General features: G+C 71.2%; 16 protein-coding genes. 10 read left to right on the plus strand and 6 right to left on the minus strand.

Annotated features, from left to right (window positions below; translation table 11 throughout):
* The 5 genes from PCA_RS14320 to PCA_RS14340 form a co-directional block, all read left to right on the plus strand.
* The coding region (locus PCA_RS14320) for a c-type cytochrome (RefSeq protein ID WP_181303300.1) at positions 1 to 636 on the plus strand (636 nt) is incomplete at its 5' end.
* A 62-nt stretch (positions 637 to 698) separates the two neighbouring features.
* Positions 699 to 1,424 (plus strand): thiol:disulfide interchange protein DsbA/DsbL, encoded by a 726-nt coding sequence (locus PCA_RS14325; RefSeq protein ID WP_181303301.1) that lies wholly within the window; start codon positions 699 to 701, stop codon positions 1,422 to 1,424.
* Between the two features lie 44 nt (positions 1,425 to 1,468).
* Positions 1,469 to 2,140 (plus strand): thiol:disulfide interchange protein DsbA/DsbL, encoded by a 672-nt coding sequence (locus PCA_RS14330; protein ID WP_181303302.1) that lies wholly within the window; start codon positions 1,469 to 1,471, stop codon positions 2,138 to 2,140.
* A gap of 68 nt (positions 2,141 to 2,208) precedes the next feature.
* Positions 2,209 to 3,003, plus strand: coding sequence for an endonuclease/exonuclease/phosphatase family protein (locus PCA_RS14335; RefSeq protein WP_181303303.1), 795 nt, complete (start codon positions 2,209 to 2,211; stop codon positions 3,001 to 3,003).
* Positions 3,000 to 3,392 (plus strand): hypothetical protein, encoded by a 393-nt coding sequence (locus PCA_RS14340; RefSeq protein ID WP_181303304.1) that lies wholly within the window; start codon positions 3,000 to 3,002, stop codon positions 3,390 to 3,392. The genes PCA_RS14335 and PCA_RS14340 overlap by 4 nt, the downstream gene beginning before the upstream one ends.
* Here the strand turns inward: PCA_RS14340 and PCA_RS14345 are convergent.
* Both PCA_RS14345 and PCA_RS14350 read right to left on the minus strand, forming a co-directional pair.
* A complete protein-coding gene (locus PCA_RS14345; RefSeq protein ID WP_181303305.1) occupies positions 3,376 to 4,059 on the minus strand; it encodes an SDR family NAD(P)-dependent oxidoreductase in 684 nt (227 codons plus the stop codon). The genes PCA_RS14340 and PCA_RS14345 overlap by 17 nt on opposite strands.
* A gap of 13 nt (positions 4,060 to 4,072) precedes the next feature.
* Entirely contained in the window at positions 4,073 to 5,689 is a 1,617-nt protein-coding gene (locus PCA_RS14350) for a glycoside hydrolase family 17 (RefSeq protein ID WP_181303306.1), read from the minus strand.
* 130 nt (positions 5,690 to 5,819) lie between these two features.
* Between PCA_RS14350 and PCA_RS14355 the strand changes: the two genes are divergently transcribed.
* The 3 genes from PCA_RS14355 to PCA_RS14365 all read left to right on the plus strand — a co-directional run bounded on the left by PCA_RS14355 (position 5,820) and on the right by PCA_RS14365 (position 11,551).
* The gene (locus PCA_RS14355; protein ID WP_181303307.1) at positions 5,820 to 7,946 is read left to right on the plus strand and encodes a transglycosylase SLT domain-containing protein; all 2,127 of its coding nucleotides are present in this window, start codon (positions 5,820 to 5,822) and stop codon (positions 7,944 to 7,946) included.
* A gap of 79 nt (positions 7,947 to 8,025) precedes the next feature.
* On the plus strand, positions 8,026 to 9,255 hold the full coding sequence (locus PCA_RS14360) for a multifunctional CCA addition/repair protein (protein ID WP_181303308.1): 1,230 nt from the start codon (positions 8,026 to 8,028) through the stop codon (positions 9,253 to 9,255).
* A 79-nt stretch (positions 9,256 to 9,334) separates the two neighbouring features.
* Positions 9,335 to 11,551: a sulfatase-like hydrolase/transferase gene (locus tag PCA_RS14365; protein ID WP_255436886.1), complete on the plus strand. Its 2,217-nt coding sequence runs from the start codon at positions 9,335 to 9,337 to the stop codon at positions 11,549 to 11,551.
* 64 nt (positions 11,552 to 11,615) lie between these two features.
* Here the strand turns inward: PCA_RS14365 and tatC are convergent, their stop codons facing one another.
* The 4 genes from tatC to PCA_RS14385 form a co-directional block, all read right to left on the minus strand.
* Positions 11,616 to 12,377 (minus strand): twin-arginine translocase subunit TatC, encoded by a 762-nt coding sequence (gene tatC / locus PCA_RS14370; protein WP_181303309.1) that lies wholly within the window; start codon positions 12,375 to 12,377, stop codon positions 11,616 to 11,618.
* On the minus strand, positions 12,364 to 12,783 hold the full coding sequence (tatB, locus tag PCA_RS17680) for a Sec-independent protein translocase protein TatB (RefSeq protein ID WP_255436887.1): 420 nt from the start codon (positions 12,781 to 12,783) through the stop codon (positions 12,364 to 12,366). Before tatB ends, tatC begins: the two co-directional genes overlap by 14 nt.
* Before the next feature lie 30 nt (positions 12,784 to 12,813).
* Positions 12,814 to 13,071, minus strand: a complete 258-nt coding sequence (tatA, locus tag PCA_RS14380; protein WP_181303310.1) for a Sec-independent protein translocase subunit TatA — start codon at positions 13,069 to 13,071, stop codon at positions 12,814 to 12,816.
* A gap of 69 nt (positions 13,072 to 13,140) precedes the next feature.
* The gene (locus PCA_RS14385; protein WP_181303311.1) at positions 13,141 to 13,830 is read right to left on the minus strand and encodes a lipid-binding SYLF domain-containing protein; all 690 of its coding nucleotides are present in this window, start codon (positions 13,828 to 13,830) and stop codon (positions 13,141 to 13,143) included.
* Between the two features lie 89 nt (positions 13,831 to 13,919).
* On the opposite strand from PCA_RS14385, the gene hemH reads away from it, so the two are divergent.
* Together hemH and PCA_RS14395 are read left to right on the plus strand one after the other, a co-directional pair.
* On the plus strand, positions 13,920 to 14,951 hold the full coding sequence (gene hemH / locus PCA_RS14390) for a ferrochelatase (RefSeq protein ID WP_181303437.1): 1,032 nt from the start codon (positions 13,920 to 13,922) through the stop codon (positions 14,949 to 14,951).
* Between the two features lie 102 nt (positions 14,952 to 15,053).
* Positions 15,054 to 15,905 carry an alpha/beta fold hydrolase gene (locus PCA_RS14395; RefSeq protein ID WP_181303312.1) on the plus strand — a complete coding sequence of 284 codons (852 nt, stop codon included), beginning with the start codon at positions 15,054 to 15,056 and terminating at the stop codon, positions 15,903 to 15,905.
* Positions 15,906 to 15,913 lie beyond the last annotated feature (8 nt).

Below are 15,913 nucleotides of genomic sequence, written 5' to 3' on the forward strand. Positions count from 1 at the left end.
GGCGCGGCGGCCGCCCCGGCCACCGCCGAAGCGGCGGCGAAGCCCGGCGACGCCACCGCGGGCCAGGGCAAGGCCGCCGCCTGCGGCGCCTGCCATGGCATGGACGGCAACTCCACCGATCCGCAGTACCCCAAGCTGGCAGGCCAGAGCGAGCAGTACATCGCCCGCCAGCTCGAGAACTTCAAGAGCGGCAAGCGCCAGAACCCGATCATGCTGGGCATGGCCACCCCGCTGTCCGAGCAGGACATGCACGACGTCGGCGCCTACTTCTCCAGCAAGGCCGCGCTGCCCGGCGTGGCCGACCAGGCGCTGGTGGAGCACGGCCAGCTGTTGTACCGCGAGGGCGACGTCAAGCGCGGCATCCCCGCCTGCATGGCCTGCCACAGCATCGACGGCCGCGGCAATCCCGGCGCGATGTATCCGCAGCTGGAGAGCCAGCACGCGCAATACGTCCAGGCCACCCTGAAGGCCTGGCACGACGGCACCGTCTGGGGCGCCGACGCGCATTCGCAGATCATGCCGACGATCGCGCAGAAGCTGGATGCGAACGACATAGCCGCGCTCGCCAGCTACATCGAGGGCCTGCACCCGGCCACCGACGCCAACGCGGCGAAACCGGCCGCCGTCACGCCCTGACCCCTGCGGCTGCACCGGCGGCATGCCGGCGCAGCCGCACCACGCGCCACCGAGGTAATCCCATGTTGAAGCGCCTGCCGATCCTGTGTGCCGCCCTGCTGGCCCTGGCCGCCTGCGGCCACTCCGGCGACAACGGCACCGCCGCGCCTGCCCAGCCGTTCGTCGACGACGGCAAGTGGGTCGAGGGCAAGGACTACTTCCGCATCGATCCGGCCCAGCCCAAGGCGATCGCCACCGACAAGATCGAGGTGGTGGAGGTGTTCTCCTACGCCTGCCCGGCCTGCAACTCCTTCCACGGCGCGATGGACCAGATCGAGAAGAGCCTGCCCGCGAATGCGGTGGTGCACTACCTGCCGGCCGCGTTCCGCCCGGACGAGAACTGGCCGGTGTACCAGCGCGCGTTCTACGCCGCCGAGGCGCTGGGGGTGCGCGCCAAGACCCAGGACGCGATATTCGACGCCACCTGGAAGACCGGCGAAACCGCCACCTACGACCTCAACACCGGTCGACCCAAGCCCAAGGGCGCGTGGCCCACGATCGAGGACCTCGCGAAGTTCTATGCCAAGCACGGCGTGGACCCCAAGGAGTTCATCGCGGTGGCGAACTCCTTCTCGGTCAACACCAAGATGAAACAGGCCGACGACCTCATCAAGGCCTACGGCGTGCCCGGCACGCCCAGCATCGTGGTGGACGGCAAGTACCGCTTCTCGCCCTCCGACGTGGGCACCGTGCAGCGCGCCATCGAGCTGACCCAGTGGCTGGTAGCCAAGGAAGCGGCCGGCAAGTAAGCCGGCGGCGCACCCATTTTCGGTCCCATCTTGTCGAGCACCCAGTGATGAAGCATCTCGCCCGCCTGCGCGCCCTGACCCTGTTCGCCGGACTGCTGCTGACGGCCGCCTGCACCGCGCAATCCAGCGCCGGAGCGCCGACGCCCTACACCGAGGGCCAGCAGTACGTGACCCTGCCCGGCCCGCACCAGCGCTACAGCAGCGAGGGCAAGGTGGAAGTGGTCGAGGTGTTCTCCTACGGCTGCATCCACTGCGCCGAATTCGCGCCGGTCGCCGAGAAGCTGAAGGCGCAGCTGCCCAAGGGCGTGGTGTTCAAGCTGATGCCGGCGCCGTTCAGCGCGGAATGGCTGCCGTTCGCGCGCGCCTACTACGCGGCGGACAAGCTCGGCGTGGTGGACCGCACCCACATGGCGCTGTTCAAGGCGAAGTTCGCCGAACACTACCCGATCAACACGATGGACGAACTGGCCGACTTCTACGCCCGCGAAGGCGTGGACCGCGCCGAGTTCATGCGCATCGCCACCTCCGACGAGGCCACCACCAAGCTGAAGGCGGACCTGGCGCTGGCGCAGAAGTGGGGCGTGGACGGCACCCCCGGCATCGTGGTCGACGGCAAGTACCGCATCACCCAGGTGCAGACGCTGGACGAACTGTCCGCCGTGGCGCAGTGGCTGGCCAAGCGCGCGCTGGACGAGGCGGACAAGGACGGCAAGTGAGCGCCTGACACCGCCGGCGCGGGCGTTCACGTCCGCTGTGGGCAGTCGCGAGTACCGTACACAGCCCCATGACCCGTACCGTGCCCGCCCCTGCAGTCGAACGCCGCCTGCGCCTGCTGAGCTGCAACGTCCTTGCTGGCGCCAGCGTGCAGCGCTACAGCGAATACGTCACCCGCAGCCTCAACGCGGTGCTGCCGGGGCGCAGCAAGATCGACAACCTCGACCGCCTCGCCGCGCTGCTGCCGCAGTTCGACGTGATCGGCCTGCAGGAAGTGGACGCCGGCAGCCTGCGCTCGGGCTTCCTCAACCAGACCCGCTACCTGGCCGAAGCCGCCGGCATGCCGTACTGGAGCCACCAGCCGAACCGGCCGGTGGCGAAGCTGTCGCACACCGCGAACGGGCTGATCAGCCGCATCGAGCCCAGCGCGGTGTTCGACTACCCGCTGCCCGGCCACGGCCGCGGCGCGCTGCTGGTGCGCTTCGGCGACGGCGCGCAGGCGCTGGCGCTGGTGATCGCCCACCTGTCGCTGCGCGCGATCACCCGCGCGCGCCAGCTGGGCTTCATCGCCGAGATCCTGCAGGACCACCCGCACGCGGTGCTGATGGGCGACCTCAACACCGAGATCGACAGCGCCGAGATGCGCCAGCTGTTCGCCCGCACGCAGCTGCAGCCGCCCATGCAACCCACGCCCACGTTTCCGAGCTGGCGGCCGCGGCGCGCGCTGGACCACATCATCGCCTCGCCCACGGTCACGCTGGAAAAGGTGTGGACGCTGCCGCAGGCGTTTTCCGATCATCTCGCGCTGGCCGCGGAGATCCGCCTGCCGCCGGATCGCGCGCCCGCAAAAGGAGCACCCGAATGAGCATCCGCTGGCTGCGCACGCTTCTGCCCTGGCTGCTGCTGGCGCTGGCCGGACTGGGCGCGGCCTGGCTGCGCTACGGCCTGATCGAGCCGCGCGGGCTGGCGGAACTGTGCGCGACGACGCAGGCGCCCGGCTGGTGCCCGCTGCGGCAGGCGCTGGTGCTGGGCTTCCTGCACAAGGTCTACGGCATCGCCGCGCTGGCCGTCACGGCGCTGGCCCTGCTGCGCCGCTCGCGCGCGCTGGCGTGGCTGGCCGCCGCGCTGGGCGCGCTCGCGCTGCAGCTCTACAACTACGAGCCGGGCGCGCTGGCGCTGCTGCTGGGCTGCCTGCGCCTGCTGCACCTGCAGGGCGCAGCGAATCCGCCGGCGGTCGCTACACCCGCCCGGTGACCGGGATCAGCGCGCCGGTGATCGCGCTGGCCGCATCGGAAAGCAGGAACACGATCACCCCGGCCAGTTGCTCGGGCTTCACCCAGCGGTCGAAATCCGCGTCCGGCATGTCGGCACGGTTCGGCGGCGTGTCGATGATGCTGGGCAGCAGCGCGTTGACGGTGATGCCGCGCGGCTTCAGTTCCTCGGCCAGCGATTCGGTGAGGCGCATCACGCCCGACTTGGAGGCGGTGTACGCCGCCACGCCGGCGCCGGCCTTCAGCGCCGAGTTCGCGCCGATGTTGACGATGCGCCCGCGCCCGTCGGGCAGGTGCGCCAGCGCGGCCTTGCTCGCGGCCACGGCGGTGCGCAGGTTGATCCGGTAGAGCAGGTCCCAGGTTTCCGGATCGCCGTCGGCCAGGGTTTCCCAGCGGAACGCGCCGGCGATGTTCACCAGCGCATCCAGCCCGCCCAGCGCATCCGCCGCGCCGTCGATGGCATGCTTCGCCGCCGCGGCGTCGGCCAGGTCCACGCCGCCGAAGCCGTGGGCGGCGCCCAGGTTCGCCGGCACCGGCGCGCGGTCGATCGCCGCCACTGCGGCGCCCGCGTCCAGCGCGGCGCGCACCACTGCCGTACCCAGCGTGCCGAAGGCGCCGGTCACCACGATGCGTTGCTTGTCGAGGCGCATGGTCTCCATCCTTTCAACGGGAATCGTCGAGCATAGTGCCTGCGTCGGCGCGCGCGAAATGCGTGCGCCGCCACGCGGCGATCACCGGCGCCGCGATCAGCAGGTTGAGCAGCAGCCATACCCAGGTCACCGGGTTTTCGCCCAGTTCCAGCGCCACCACCACGGCCGCCAGCACCGGCAGCCACGCGGCGAGGAACAGCGCTTCGCGCGACGGCGCACGCATGCGTTCGTCCAGCCACGCCACCAGCGCGTAGCCCACGCAGGGCAGCCCGAACAGGCCCAGCGGGAAGTCGCGGTAGCGGCCGTCGAACACCATCAGCAGACCGTACAGCGCCAGCACGAACAGCCACATGAAACGCAGCCGCCCCGCCGGCGCCCGCTTGTACGGCGCGCCCGCCAGCCGCCCGGCCAGCCAGATCGCCAGTCGCAGCGCGGTGAGCAGCGCGACCAGGCAGGCGGCCAGCGACAGCGTCCACTCCCAGGCGTCGCGGCAGGCGTAGATCATCTGCCGCCCCTGCCAGGCCAGCGCGGCGCCGCTGGCGAAACCCGCCACGCCCAGCGCCAGCCAGCCGCGCACGCGCTGCCAGCGGCGACGGCGCAGGCCGACCAGCACGAACAGCGCCGCGCCCGCAGCGCCGGCCAGCCAGCCCAGCCACCAGCGCGGCACTTCCACCACCGGTCCCTGCATCGCGAACTTCGGCCGCGCCTGGGCGTCGTAGATGCCCCAGTAGCCGCCCACGGTGCCTTCCTGCACCCGCTTCCACGGCTGGTCGAAGGTCTCGATCACGTTGTACGGCATGTCCACGCTGGCGGCGTAGCGGAGGAACTCGCGCAGGTAGCGCGCCTCGTTCACCACGCTGGCGCTGGCGCCGCGGCGCGAGCGGCCTTCGCTGGGCCAGCCGGTCTCGCCGATCATCACGGGCTTGCCGGGAAACGCCTGCCGCACCCGGGCGTAGACGTCCTCCACATGCTGGATCGCGCGCTCCGGCGGCACCGGCTGGTCTTCCCAGTACGGCAGGATGTGGATGGTGACGAAGTCCACCGACTTCGCCAGCTCGGGATGGCGCAGCCAGAACTCCCACACGTCGGCGTAGCTCACCGGGATGCTGGCCGGCAAGGCCGCGCGCACCTCGGCGAGATAGCCGGCGATCTGCGCGCTGGACAGGTCGCCGCGCAGCAGCGCCTCGTTGCCCACGATCACGCCGCGCAACACGTCCGGATGCTGGCGCGCCGTGGCGATGCCCAGCGCGACCTGCGCCGCGTTCGCCTTGGGATCGCTGCCCAGCCAGATGCCCATCAGCACTTTCATGCGATAGCGCGCGGCGATGGCGGGCACCGCGGAAAGGCCCTGGCCCTGCGAATACGTGCGCACGCAATCGAAGCGCCGGGACAGCGTGCGCAGGTCCGCGTCGATGCGCGCGGGGCTCACGAACGCGTGCAGGTCCAGCGGCGTCTCGCCGGGCTCGCGGAACGGCGCGTAAGACACGCAGGCAATCCGCGCCGATGGCGCATCGGGCAGCTCCACCGGCCGCCCCGCGATCCACCACCACGCCGCAGCGGCGACTGCGGCCAGCGCCAGCGCCAGCCAGGCGACCGCGCGACGGCCGCGGGAGGTAGGGGAAAACGACATGCCGGGCCTGTGCGGACAAAGCGAGGTGCGCAAGCTTATCAGGCGCACGCGGGAGCGCAGGGCACGCACGCGCCGGCTTGCCGGCGTGCTTCCACTACAATCCACGGCGGGGAATCAGCAAGGAGTACGCATGTTTGCCAAGGTCGCGCCCCGGCGCCATTCCCTCATCCGCCTGCCGGCCCTGCTGCTGGCCTGCGGCGCCCTGCTCGCTGCGCTCGGCGCGCACGCGGCCACGCCGACCGAGGCGCAGCGCGCCGCGTTCAAGCAGGCCTGGGCCGCGGCCCAGCAGGGCGGCGACGGCTGGCGCACCTGGGACGCGCAACTGCGCAGCTACCCGCTCTACCCCTACCTGCCTGCGGCCGCGCTGGAACACGACATCCGCCAGACCGACCTGGCTGCCGTGCAGGCATATCTGCAGCAATACCCCGACCTGATCCCCGCGCAGGACCTGCGCCGCGACTTCCTGCTCGAACTCGCGCGACGCAAGGACTGGAACGGCTTCATGGCGCTGTACCAGCCCGGCATGGGCGACGCGCTGGCCTGCGACGCCCTGCAGGCACGCATGGCCGGCGGCGCGAAACTCGATTTCGATGCGGACCTCGCCAGCCTGTGGAACCGTCCCGAGCTGCCCGGTGCCTGCGACCCCGTGCTGCAGGCCGCGCGCGACCAGGGCCTGCTGACCACGCCGCGCCTGTGGGCGCGCATCGACCGCGCCGCGGACGCCGGCAAGGGCGGCACCATCGCCGCGCTCGCCCCGTGGCTGCCGTCGCCGCAGGACGAAGAGGCGCAGCGGCTGGCGCAGGCCCTGCGCGATCCCGCCGCCGCGCTCGCCGCCGCCACGAACTGGCCCGACACCGCCCGTTCGCGCCAGGCCGCCACGCTGGCGCTGGAACGCCAGGCGCGTCGCGACACCGGCGCCGCCGACGCGGCGTGGCAACGCCTGCAGGCGAGCCTCGCCTTCAACGCCACGCAACGCGGCGCGGTCATGCGCGCGCTGGCGCTGTTCCACGCCACCGATTTCGACACCAACGCGCTCGACCGGCTGATCGCCCTGCCCGCCGCCGCGCAAACCCCCGCCACCCGCGAATGGCGCGCCCGCGTGGCGCTGGCCAAGCAGGACTGGCCCGCCGTGCTGGCGGCGATTGCCGCGATGCCGGCCACGCAACAGCAGGACGGCGAATGGCGCTGGTTCCGCGCCCGCGCGCTGGACGCCACCGGCCACCCCGAACAGGCGCGCGGCATCTACACGAACCTGGCCGGCGAGGCCACGTTCTACGGCTTCCTCGCCGCCGACCAGCTCAAGCAGTCCTACGCGATCTGCCCGCTGACGCCGGCCAGCGACCCGCAGAAGGAACAGGCGCTGCTGCAACAGCCCGGCCTGCTGCGCGCCTTCGAGCTGTACGCGGTGGACCTGCCGAAACTGGCGCGGCGCGAATGGGCGCGCGCGCTCGATGGCGCCGATGCCGCCACGCTGCGGCTCGCCGCCCAGCTCGCCAACAGCCGCGGCTGGTTCGACCGCGCGGTGTTCACCTTCAGCTCCGGCGAGGCGCTGCGCTACTACGCGCTGCGCTTCCCGCTGGCCAGCGAGGACGGCGTGGTGGCGCAGGCCGAGCAGGCCGGCATCGATCCCGCCTGGGCCTACGGCATCCTGCGCTCGGAAAGCGCCTGGGTCAGCGACGCCCGTTCCGGCGCCGACGCGCGCGGCCTGATGCAGCTGGTGCCCGGCACCGCCGCGCTGGTGGCGAAGCGCAACGGCCTGCCCTGGGCCGGCGGCGACAGCCTGTACGACCCGGCGACGAACATCGCGCTGGGCACGCGCTACCTGGCGCAGTTGTCCCTGCGCTACAACGGCATGCCCTGGCTCACCAGCGCCGCCTACAACGCCGGCCCCAACCGGGTCGACCAGTGGGTGGACGCGCGCAACGCGCTCGCGCCGGACCTGTTCATCGCCACCATGCCGTTCAAGGAAACCCGCGAATACGTGGCGCGCGTGATGGCGTTCAGCGTGATCTACGACTGGCGCCTGCACGGCACGGCGCAGCCGATGTCCGACCGCCTCACGCCGTTCGGCCAGCCCTACGCCCTGCCGAACAGCCTCACTCCGCGCAAGGCCGTGGACTGCCCTGCACCGCCGCCCGCTCCCGCCGGTTCGGCGGAAGTGCCGGCCAGCGCGGCATCCGCGGCGGGCAGCGAGGGCACGGCGCCGGCTGCCGCGGGCAGCGCTCCGTCGGGCCCGGCCGCCAGCCATCGGCGCTGAGCCGGGAGCCGTTCGCGGCGCGACCCCGGATCCCTGCACCGAGGGATGTGCCGGGCAGACGCCATGCCACAATCGCCCCATGCGCATTTACCTGGTCGGCGGCGCGGTCCGCGACAAGTTGCTGGAAAGGCCTGCGGGCGACCGCGACCATGTGGTGACGGGCGCCAGCCCGGACGACCTGCTGGCGCTGGGCTACCGGCCGGTAGGCAAGGATTTCCCGGTGTTCCTGCACCCGGAAAGCGGCGAGGAGTACGCGCTGGCGCGCACCGAGCGCAAGAGCGGCCGCGGCTACCACGGCTTCGAGTTCCGCACCGATCCCGCGGTGACGCTGGAAGAGGACCTGGCGCGGCGCGACCTCACCATCAACGCGATCGCCGAGGATGCCGACGGCACGCTGATCGACCCCTGGGGCGGCGTGCGCGACCTGGAGGCGCGCCTGCTGCGCCACGTCGCGCCGGCCTTCGTGGAAGACCCGGTGCGCCTGCTGCGGGTGGCGCGCTTCGCCGCACGCTTCGCGCCGCTGGGTTTCCGCGTGGCGGACGAGACCATGGCGCTGCTGCGGCACATGGTGGACGCCGGCGAGGTGGATCACCTGGTGCCGGAACGCGTGTGGGCGGAGACGCGCAAGGCGCTGGCCGAGCCGCGGCCGTCCGCCTTCCTGCAGGTGCTGCGGGCCTGCGGCGCGTTGCGCGTGCTGTTTCCGGAAGTCGACGCGCTGTACGGCGTGCCGCAGCGCGCCGAGTTCCACCCCGAGATCGACACCGGCGTGCACATGGAAATGGTGCTGGATGCGGCCGCCGCGATCGCGCCGGGCGACGACCTGGTGGGTTTCTGCGCGCTCGGCCACGATCTCGGCAAGGCGCTGACGCCGGCCGACGAACTGCCGCGGCACGTGATGCACGAACAACGCGGCGTGGCGCCACTGCGCGTGCTGGCGGCCCGATTGAAGGTGCCGGCCGAGCACGCCGCGCTGGCCGAACTGGTCTGCCGCGAGCACCTCAATGCGCATCGCGCGCTGGAGCTCAAGCCGGCCACCGTGCTGAAGCTGCTGGTCGCGCTGGACGCGCTGCGCCGGCCGGAGCGGCTGGAGACTTTCCTCGCCGCCTGCCTGGCCGACAAGCGCGGCCGGCTGGGCCACGGGCACGACGACTATCCCGAGGCCGACTACCTGCGCCGTGCCCGCGCCACGGCCGCGGCAGTAACCGCGGCGCCGTTCCTGGCGCAGGGCCTGGAGGGCCCGGCGGTCGGCGCAGCGATGGAGCGGGCGCGCGTGCATGCCATCACGGAAATGAAACAAGGTAGCATCTGAACGCCGCGGGCACGCCGCCCGCCCGGATGCCGGCGCTGCCGCCATCCTTCCGTTGTCACCCGATCGCCTGGAGCTACCCTTGTCGCGCGCCCTGTTCACTTCCTCCCCGCTGCGCCAGCGGTTCCGGCCCCTGTGGTGGCTGGGCATCGCCTATGTCGCGATCAGCTTCGTCACACGCATCGTCCTGCTGGTGATGTCGGGCAACAACGTGGCGCCGCATCCGCTGCACTGGCTGTATGCGTTCGGCGTGGGCTTCGGCTACGACCTGATCACCTTCCTGTACCTGGCATGGCCCATGGTGCTGTTCCTGTGGCTGGTGCCCACCCGGCGCGCGCCGGTGGCGGGCGTCGGCCGCTGGCTGCTGTACCTCGTCGGGATGGCGGCGCTGTATGCGGCCACGCTGGGCGCGCTGTTCCTGCTGTGGCACGTGCATCTCAAGGAATCGTGGCCGCTGCTCGCCGTGTTCCTGTTCTTCCTGCCGATGCCCGCGCTGGCGTACAACCGCGCCAGCGGGCAGTGGGGCCTGTACATCCTGGGTCTGGTGCTGCTGTACGGCCTGCTGTTCGTGGCAGCGTCGGAGCTGGTGTTCTGGAACGAATTCAGCTCGCGCTTCAACTTCATCGCGGTGGACTACCTCGTCTACACCACCGAGGTGATCGGCAACATCCGCGAGTCCTATCCGATCGGCAGCTGGCTGGCGCTGCTGGTGGTGCTGGCGCTGGTGGTGTTCCTGCTGAGCCGCCGCGGCCTGCGCGCGCGCGACGACGGCAGCACGCTGCTGCAGCGCGCGCGGGTGCCGCTGGTGTGGCTGCTGCTCACGGTGGTCTCGGTGGCCGCGGTCAACGGCGAGATGAAGGACCGCACCGCGAACAACTACGTCAACGAGCTGGCCGGCAACGGCATCTACCAGTTCTTCGCCGCGTTCCGCTCCAGCCACCTCGACTACAAGAAGTTCTACCGCAGCCTGCCCGACGACCAGGCGTTCCGGCTGGTGCGCGAGGACCTGAAGGCGCCGAACGCCAGCTTCGTCAGCGACGACCCGCGCGACCTGACCCGCGAGATCCGCGCGAACGGTCCGGAGAAGCGCCTCAACGTGGTGCTGATCAGCGTGGAGAGCCTGTCCGGCGACTACCTAGGCACCTTCGGCAACAAGGAAGGCCTGACGCCGTTCCTGGACTCGCTGGTGGACAAGAGCATCTTCTTCGACAACCTCTACGCGAACGGCACCCGCACGGTGCGCGGGCTGGAGGCGCTGTCGCTGTCGGTGCCGCCGACGCCGGGCGATTCGCTGGTGCGCGAACACGACAACGAGAACCTGTTCTCGCTGGCCAGCGTGTTCAACGACCGCGGCTACGAGTCGGAGTTCGTCTACGGCGGCTACGGCTACTTCGACAACATGAACTACTTCTTCGGCCACAACGGCTACAAGACGGTGGACCGCAGCGCGATCCCGAAGGACATGCCGATCCACAGCCAGAACGTGTGGGGCGTGGCCGACGAGGACCTGTACACGCTGGCGCTGAACCAGATGGACCAGATCCACGCCGCCGGCAAGCCGTTCTTCCTGCACATCATGACCACCTCGAACCACCGGCCCTACACCTACCCGGCCGACCGGGTGAAGTTCCAGGCGCCGTCGCGTCCGGGCGCGGTGGCCTATACCGACTGGTCGATCGGCGACTTCATCCGGCGCGCCCAGGCCAAGCCCTACTTCGCCGACACCGTGTTCGTGATCACCGCCGACCACTGCGCCTCCAGCGCGGGCAAGACCAGCATCCCGATCAACCGCTACCACATTCCGTTGTGGATCTACGCGCCGAAGCAGTTCCAGCCCCGGCGCGTGGAGCAGCTGACCGGCCAGCTCGACATCCCGCCCACCCTGCTGGGCCTGCTGGACTTCAGCTACCGCTCGCGCTTCTTCGGCCAGGACGTGTTCCAGCTGCCGGCCGACCGCGGCCACGCCTTCCCCGGCACCTACGAGAAGCTGGGCTACGTGCACGGCGACACGCTCACCATCCTGGAACCGCGCAAGCGGCTGGAACAGCTCAAGCCCGACTTCGCCACCGGCGACGCCACTCCGGTGGTGCCGGTGAGGCAGGCGCTGGTGGACACCGCGGTCGCCTACTACCAGGTGGCCAGCGACCTGTACAAGCACGGCGGCATGGCCCGCCGCCCCGCCGACGCGACCAAAGTGGAGCCGCTGCCGGCCCCGGCCGCCTCGGCTCCGGCGCCAGCGGCTTCGACGCCCGCGCCGGCCGGCGCGACGTCGGCCGCCGGAGCCGCCACGGCGCCTTGATCGGGATACGTCGCGGGCGCCGACAGGCGCCCGCAAGCCGCCGGCGACCCGGCGGCGGCGAAGATCAGTCCGTGCTGGCCGCCCGCTGCGGCAGCAGCCAGCGCACCGCCACGATGCCCAGCTCGTAGAGCAGGCACATCGGGATCGCCAGCATGATCATCGAGGTGATGTCCGGCGGCGTGATCACCGCGGCCACCGCGAACGCGCCCACGATCGCGTAGCGCCGCGCGTTGCGCAGCTTGGCGACGTCCACCACGCCCACCGCGGCGAGTATCACCACCGCCACCGGCACCTCGAAACACAGGCCGAACGCGAAGAACATCAGCATCACGAAATCCAGGTAATGCGTGATGTCGGTCATCATCTCCACGCCCGCGGGGGTCACCGCGGTGAGGAAGCGGAACGCCGCCGGCAGCACCAGGAAGTACGCGAACGCGCAGCCGCAGTAGAACAGGAACATCGCGGCGACCAGCAGCGGGCGCGCGAGGCGCTTCTCGTGCTTGTACAGGCCCGGGCTCACGAAGGCCCACAGCTGGTACAGGATCACCGGCATGCTGATGAACAGCGCGGTGTAGAACGCCAGCTTCAGCGGCGTGATGAACGGGCTCGCCACCTCGGTGGCGATCAGGTGCGCGCCCTGCGGCAGGCGCGCCACCAGCGGCGCGGCCAGTTCCGAATACAGCCGGTTCGCGAACGGCACCAGCGCCAGCAGCACCAGCAGCACGCAGGCCACCGCCTTGAGCAGGCGCGAGCGCAGTTCGATCAGGTGCGAGAACAGGCCTTGCTGCAGGTCGTCGCCGGAGCCTTCGGGATCAACGGCCGCCATCTGCGGTCTCCTTCGCTGCCGGCGCCGCGGGCGGCTCGGCCGGCGGCAGTTCCTGGCGTGGTTCAGGCGCGCTTTCCGGTTCAGTCGGCGGCGGCGCGGCGGCGGACTTCAGCGTGGACACCGCCTCGTCCAGCGGCTGCCGCACGTCGTCGGCGGTGCTGCGGGCGGCGCTGCGGAATTCCTCCTGCACGGCCTCGGCCCGCGCGGCCGCTTCGCGGGCCGCACGCTTGATCTCTTCCACTTCCAGTTCGCGCTCCACTTCGGAGCGCACGCTGTCCCAGCCGCTGCGCACGCGACGCAGCAGCGCGCCGGCGGTGCGTGCCGCACCGGGCAGTTTCTCGGGGCCGAGCACGATCAGCGCGACAAGCGCGAGCAGCACCAGCTTGCCGAAGCTGATCTCGATCATCGCGCCGAAACTCCGACTCCGGGCAGGCTGTTACTTCGACTCGTGCGAGTCGCGCTGGTCCTGCGTGCTGGCGTTCGCCGACGAGGCGGCCGGCGGATCGGCGCGCAGCTGCTCCTTGCCCTGCTGCGCGTCCTTGGACTTCTCGTCGTCCTCGCCGTGCATGGCCTTCTTGAAGCCGCGCACGGCGTTGCCGAGGTCGGAGCCGATGTTGCCGATCTTCCGGGTACCGAAGACCAGCAGCACGATGACCAGAAGGAGTAGCCAATGCCAGATGCTGTCAAAACCCATGATGTTCCTCGTGGCGAGCCGGGGCGGAAATGGCTCCGCCTGCGGTCCGCCGATATTCGCACACGGCGGTCACTTTGCAGTGTACTCCTCCAGCGCATCGCGGAATTTCACCACCGCCTGCGGCACATTGCCCACGCCACCCTCGAAAATCCGCCGCGGGGTGATGCCGGGGCCGTAGACCGCGGCATTCGCGTCCTGGTCGATCTTCAGCACCGAGCCGTCCAGCGCCACGCCGGCGAACAGGCCGCGCGCCCGCGAGTACGAGTAGATCTCCGCCTTGAGCTGCTGGTCGGTGGCGGCCGAGGCGGTGCGGCCCACCGGGCCGGCCGCGGCGCTGGCGTCCGCGCCGATGGTGAACTTGCCGTTGACGATGGAATCCACGCCGCGCTGGCTACGGAACACCAGGATCACGTCGGTGGACGAGACGCCGATCTGGAAGCCCACGCTGCCGCCGCCGAAGGAGATGAAGCTGGGATTGGACCAGGTGCCGTCCGGCCGCTTCACCGAGATCAGCCCCTCGCCGCGGCGGCCGCCGAACACGAAGCCGACCTTCAGCACATCGGGGATCACCGCGATCGCCTTCGCGTCCTTGAGCAGGTCGCTGGGGATGGCCTTGTCCGGCGCCTGCTCGATCTCGTTGAGCACGCGCACCGCGGTCTGCGCGCGCGCCTGCGGGGTGTCGTCGTCGGCGTGCGCCGCGAGCGCCGGCAGCAGCAGGGCCGCGCCGAACAGCAGATGGTGCAGACGGATCTTCAACATGGGTAACCCTCACATGGGTGGAAAACATGCGGACTGCGGCGTCCGTGCTTGTGGCAGACTGCACGGCCAGCTTCATCGCCCGCACCACGATGCCTGACCGCAGCCACTATACCGGCCCCGCCGAACATTCCCGCGACACGCCTGCGACATCCGTTCAGACAGCCGTGCTGCTGGTCAACCTGGGCACGCCCGTCGCGCCCACCGCGGGCGCGCTGCGGCCGTACCTGGCCGAGTTCCTGTCCGACCGCCGGGTGATCGACCTGCCGCGCTGGCAATGGTGGCCGATCCTGCACGGGGTGATCCTGCGCCTGCGCCCGCGGCGCTCCGCCCATGCCTATGGACGCATCTGGGACGCCCAAGGTTCCCCATTGCGCTGGCGCAGCGAGGCGCTGGCGCGCGCGCTGCAGGCGGAACTGGGCGCGGAGGTGCGCGTGGCGCTGGCGATGCGCTACGGCGAACCGGCGGTGGCGTCCACGATCGCGCAGCTCGCCCGCGAAGGCGTGCGCCGCCTGCTGGTGCTGCCGCTGTATCCGCAATACTCGGCCACCTCCACCGGCTCGGTGATCGACGCGGTGGCGGACGCGATGAAGGCGCTGCGCTGGCCGCCCGAACTGCGCTTCGTCAACGACTACCACGACGATCCCGGCCACGTCGAGGCGCTGGCCGCGAGCATCGAGCGCTGGTGGGCCGAACACGGCCGCGGCGACAAGCTGCTGCTGTCCTTCCACGGCATCCCCGAGCGCTACGTGCGCCTGGGCGATCCCTACGCGGAGCAATGCCGCGCCACCGCGCGGCTGCTGCGCGATCGGCTGCGCCTGGACGAATCGCAGCTGCTGCTGAGCTTCCAGTCGCGGGTGGGTCGCGAGTCCTGGCTCTCGCCGTATACCGACGCCACCGTGCGCCGCCTCGCCAGCGAAGGCGTGAAGCGGCTCGACGTGGCCTGTCCCGGCTTCGCGGTGGACTGCCTGGAGACGCTGGAGGAGATCGCGATGCAGAACCGCGACTTCTTCGCCGCGGCCGGCGGCGAGTCGCTGCGCTACATCCCCGCGCTCAACGACGGCGCGGAACAGGTGCACAGCCTGGCGGCGCTGCTGCGCCGGCATCTGCAGGGCTGGCCGTAGCGGCGGGATGTCGCGGGTTTCGCTGCGCGAAACTTCGCCCGCCACGCTCAACCCGAACGGCGCCGATTCCGCAGGGGGCTCCCTCATGAACGAGATACGCGAATGACCGCAGCACGCGAACGGCGCATCGCCCTGCCCCGGCTCACGCTGGCCGCGCTGGAATGGGGCGATCCCGCCGCGCCGCCGCTGCTGGCGCTGCACGGCTGGCTGGACAACGCGGCCAGCTTTTCCGCGCTGGCGCCGCTGCTCGCGCCGCACTACCGGGTGATCGCGCTGGAGCTGCCCGGCCACGGCCATTCCGACCACCTGCCCGCGGGCGCCGACTACCACTACGTGGAATACGTGCGCGCCGTGCTGGCGGCGCTGGATGCGCTGGAACTGCCGCGCTGCTGCCTGCTGGGCCATTCGCTGGGCGCCGGCATCGCCTCGCTGGTGGCCGCCGCCGCACTGGGGCGCATCGAACGGCTGTGGCTGATCGAGGGGCTCGGCCCGCTGGGCGACGACGGCACGCACACGCTGCAGCGCTATCGCGACGCGCTGGCCAAGCCGCCCGCCGATGGCAAGACGCTGCGCGTGTTCCGCGACGTGGAGCAGGCGATCAGCGCCCGCACCATCGCCAGCGGCCTGCGCGCGGAGCTGGCGCGACCCATCGTGACGCGCGGCCTGCGCGAGGCCGACGGCGGCTGGCAATGGCGCAGCGATCCGCGCCTGGTGCGTCCCAGCGCGATCCGGCTGGCCGAGACGCAGATCCACGCCCTGCTCGCCGGCATCGAGGCGCCGACGGCCCTGCTGCTGGCGCAGCCGGCCACGCCCTACCTGCCCGCGGCGACGATGCAGGCGCGCGCCGCCCGCGTGCCGCGCATCGCGGTCGAGCACCTGGCCGGCGGCCACCACCTGCAACTGGAACATCCGCAGGCGGTGGCGGCGTGGCTGCTGCGCCACGCCGCGGATTGAGCATCCCG

The organism is Rhodanobacter sp. PCA2, assembly GCF_013620825.1.
GTDB lineage: Bacteria > Pseudomonadota > Gammaproteobacteria > Xanthomonadales > Rhodanobacteraceae > Rhodanobacter_A.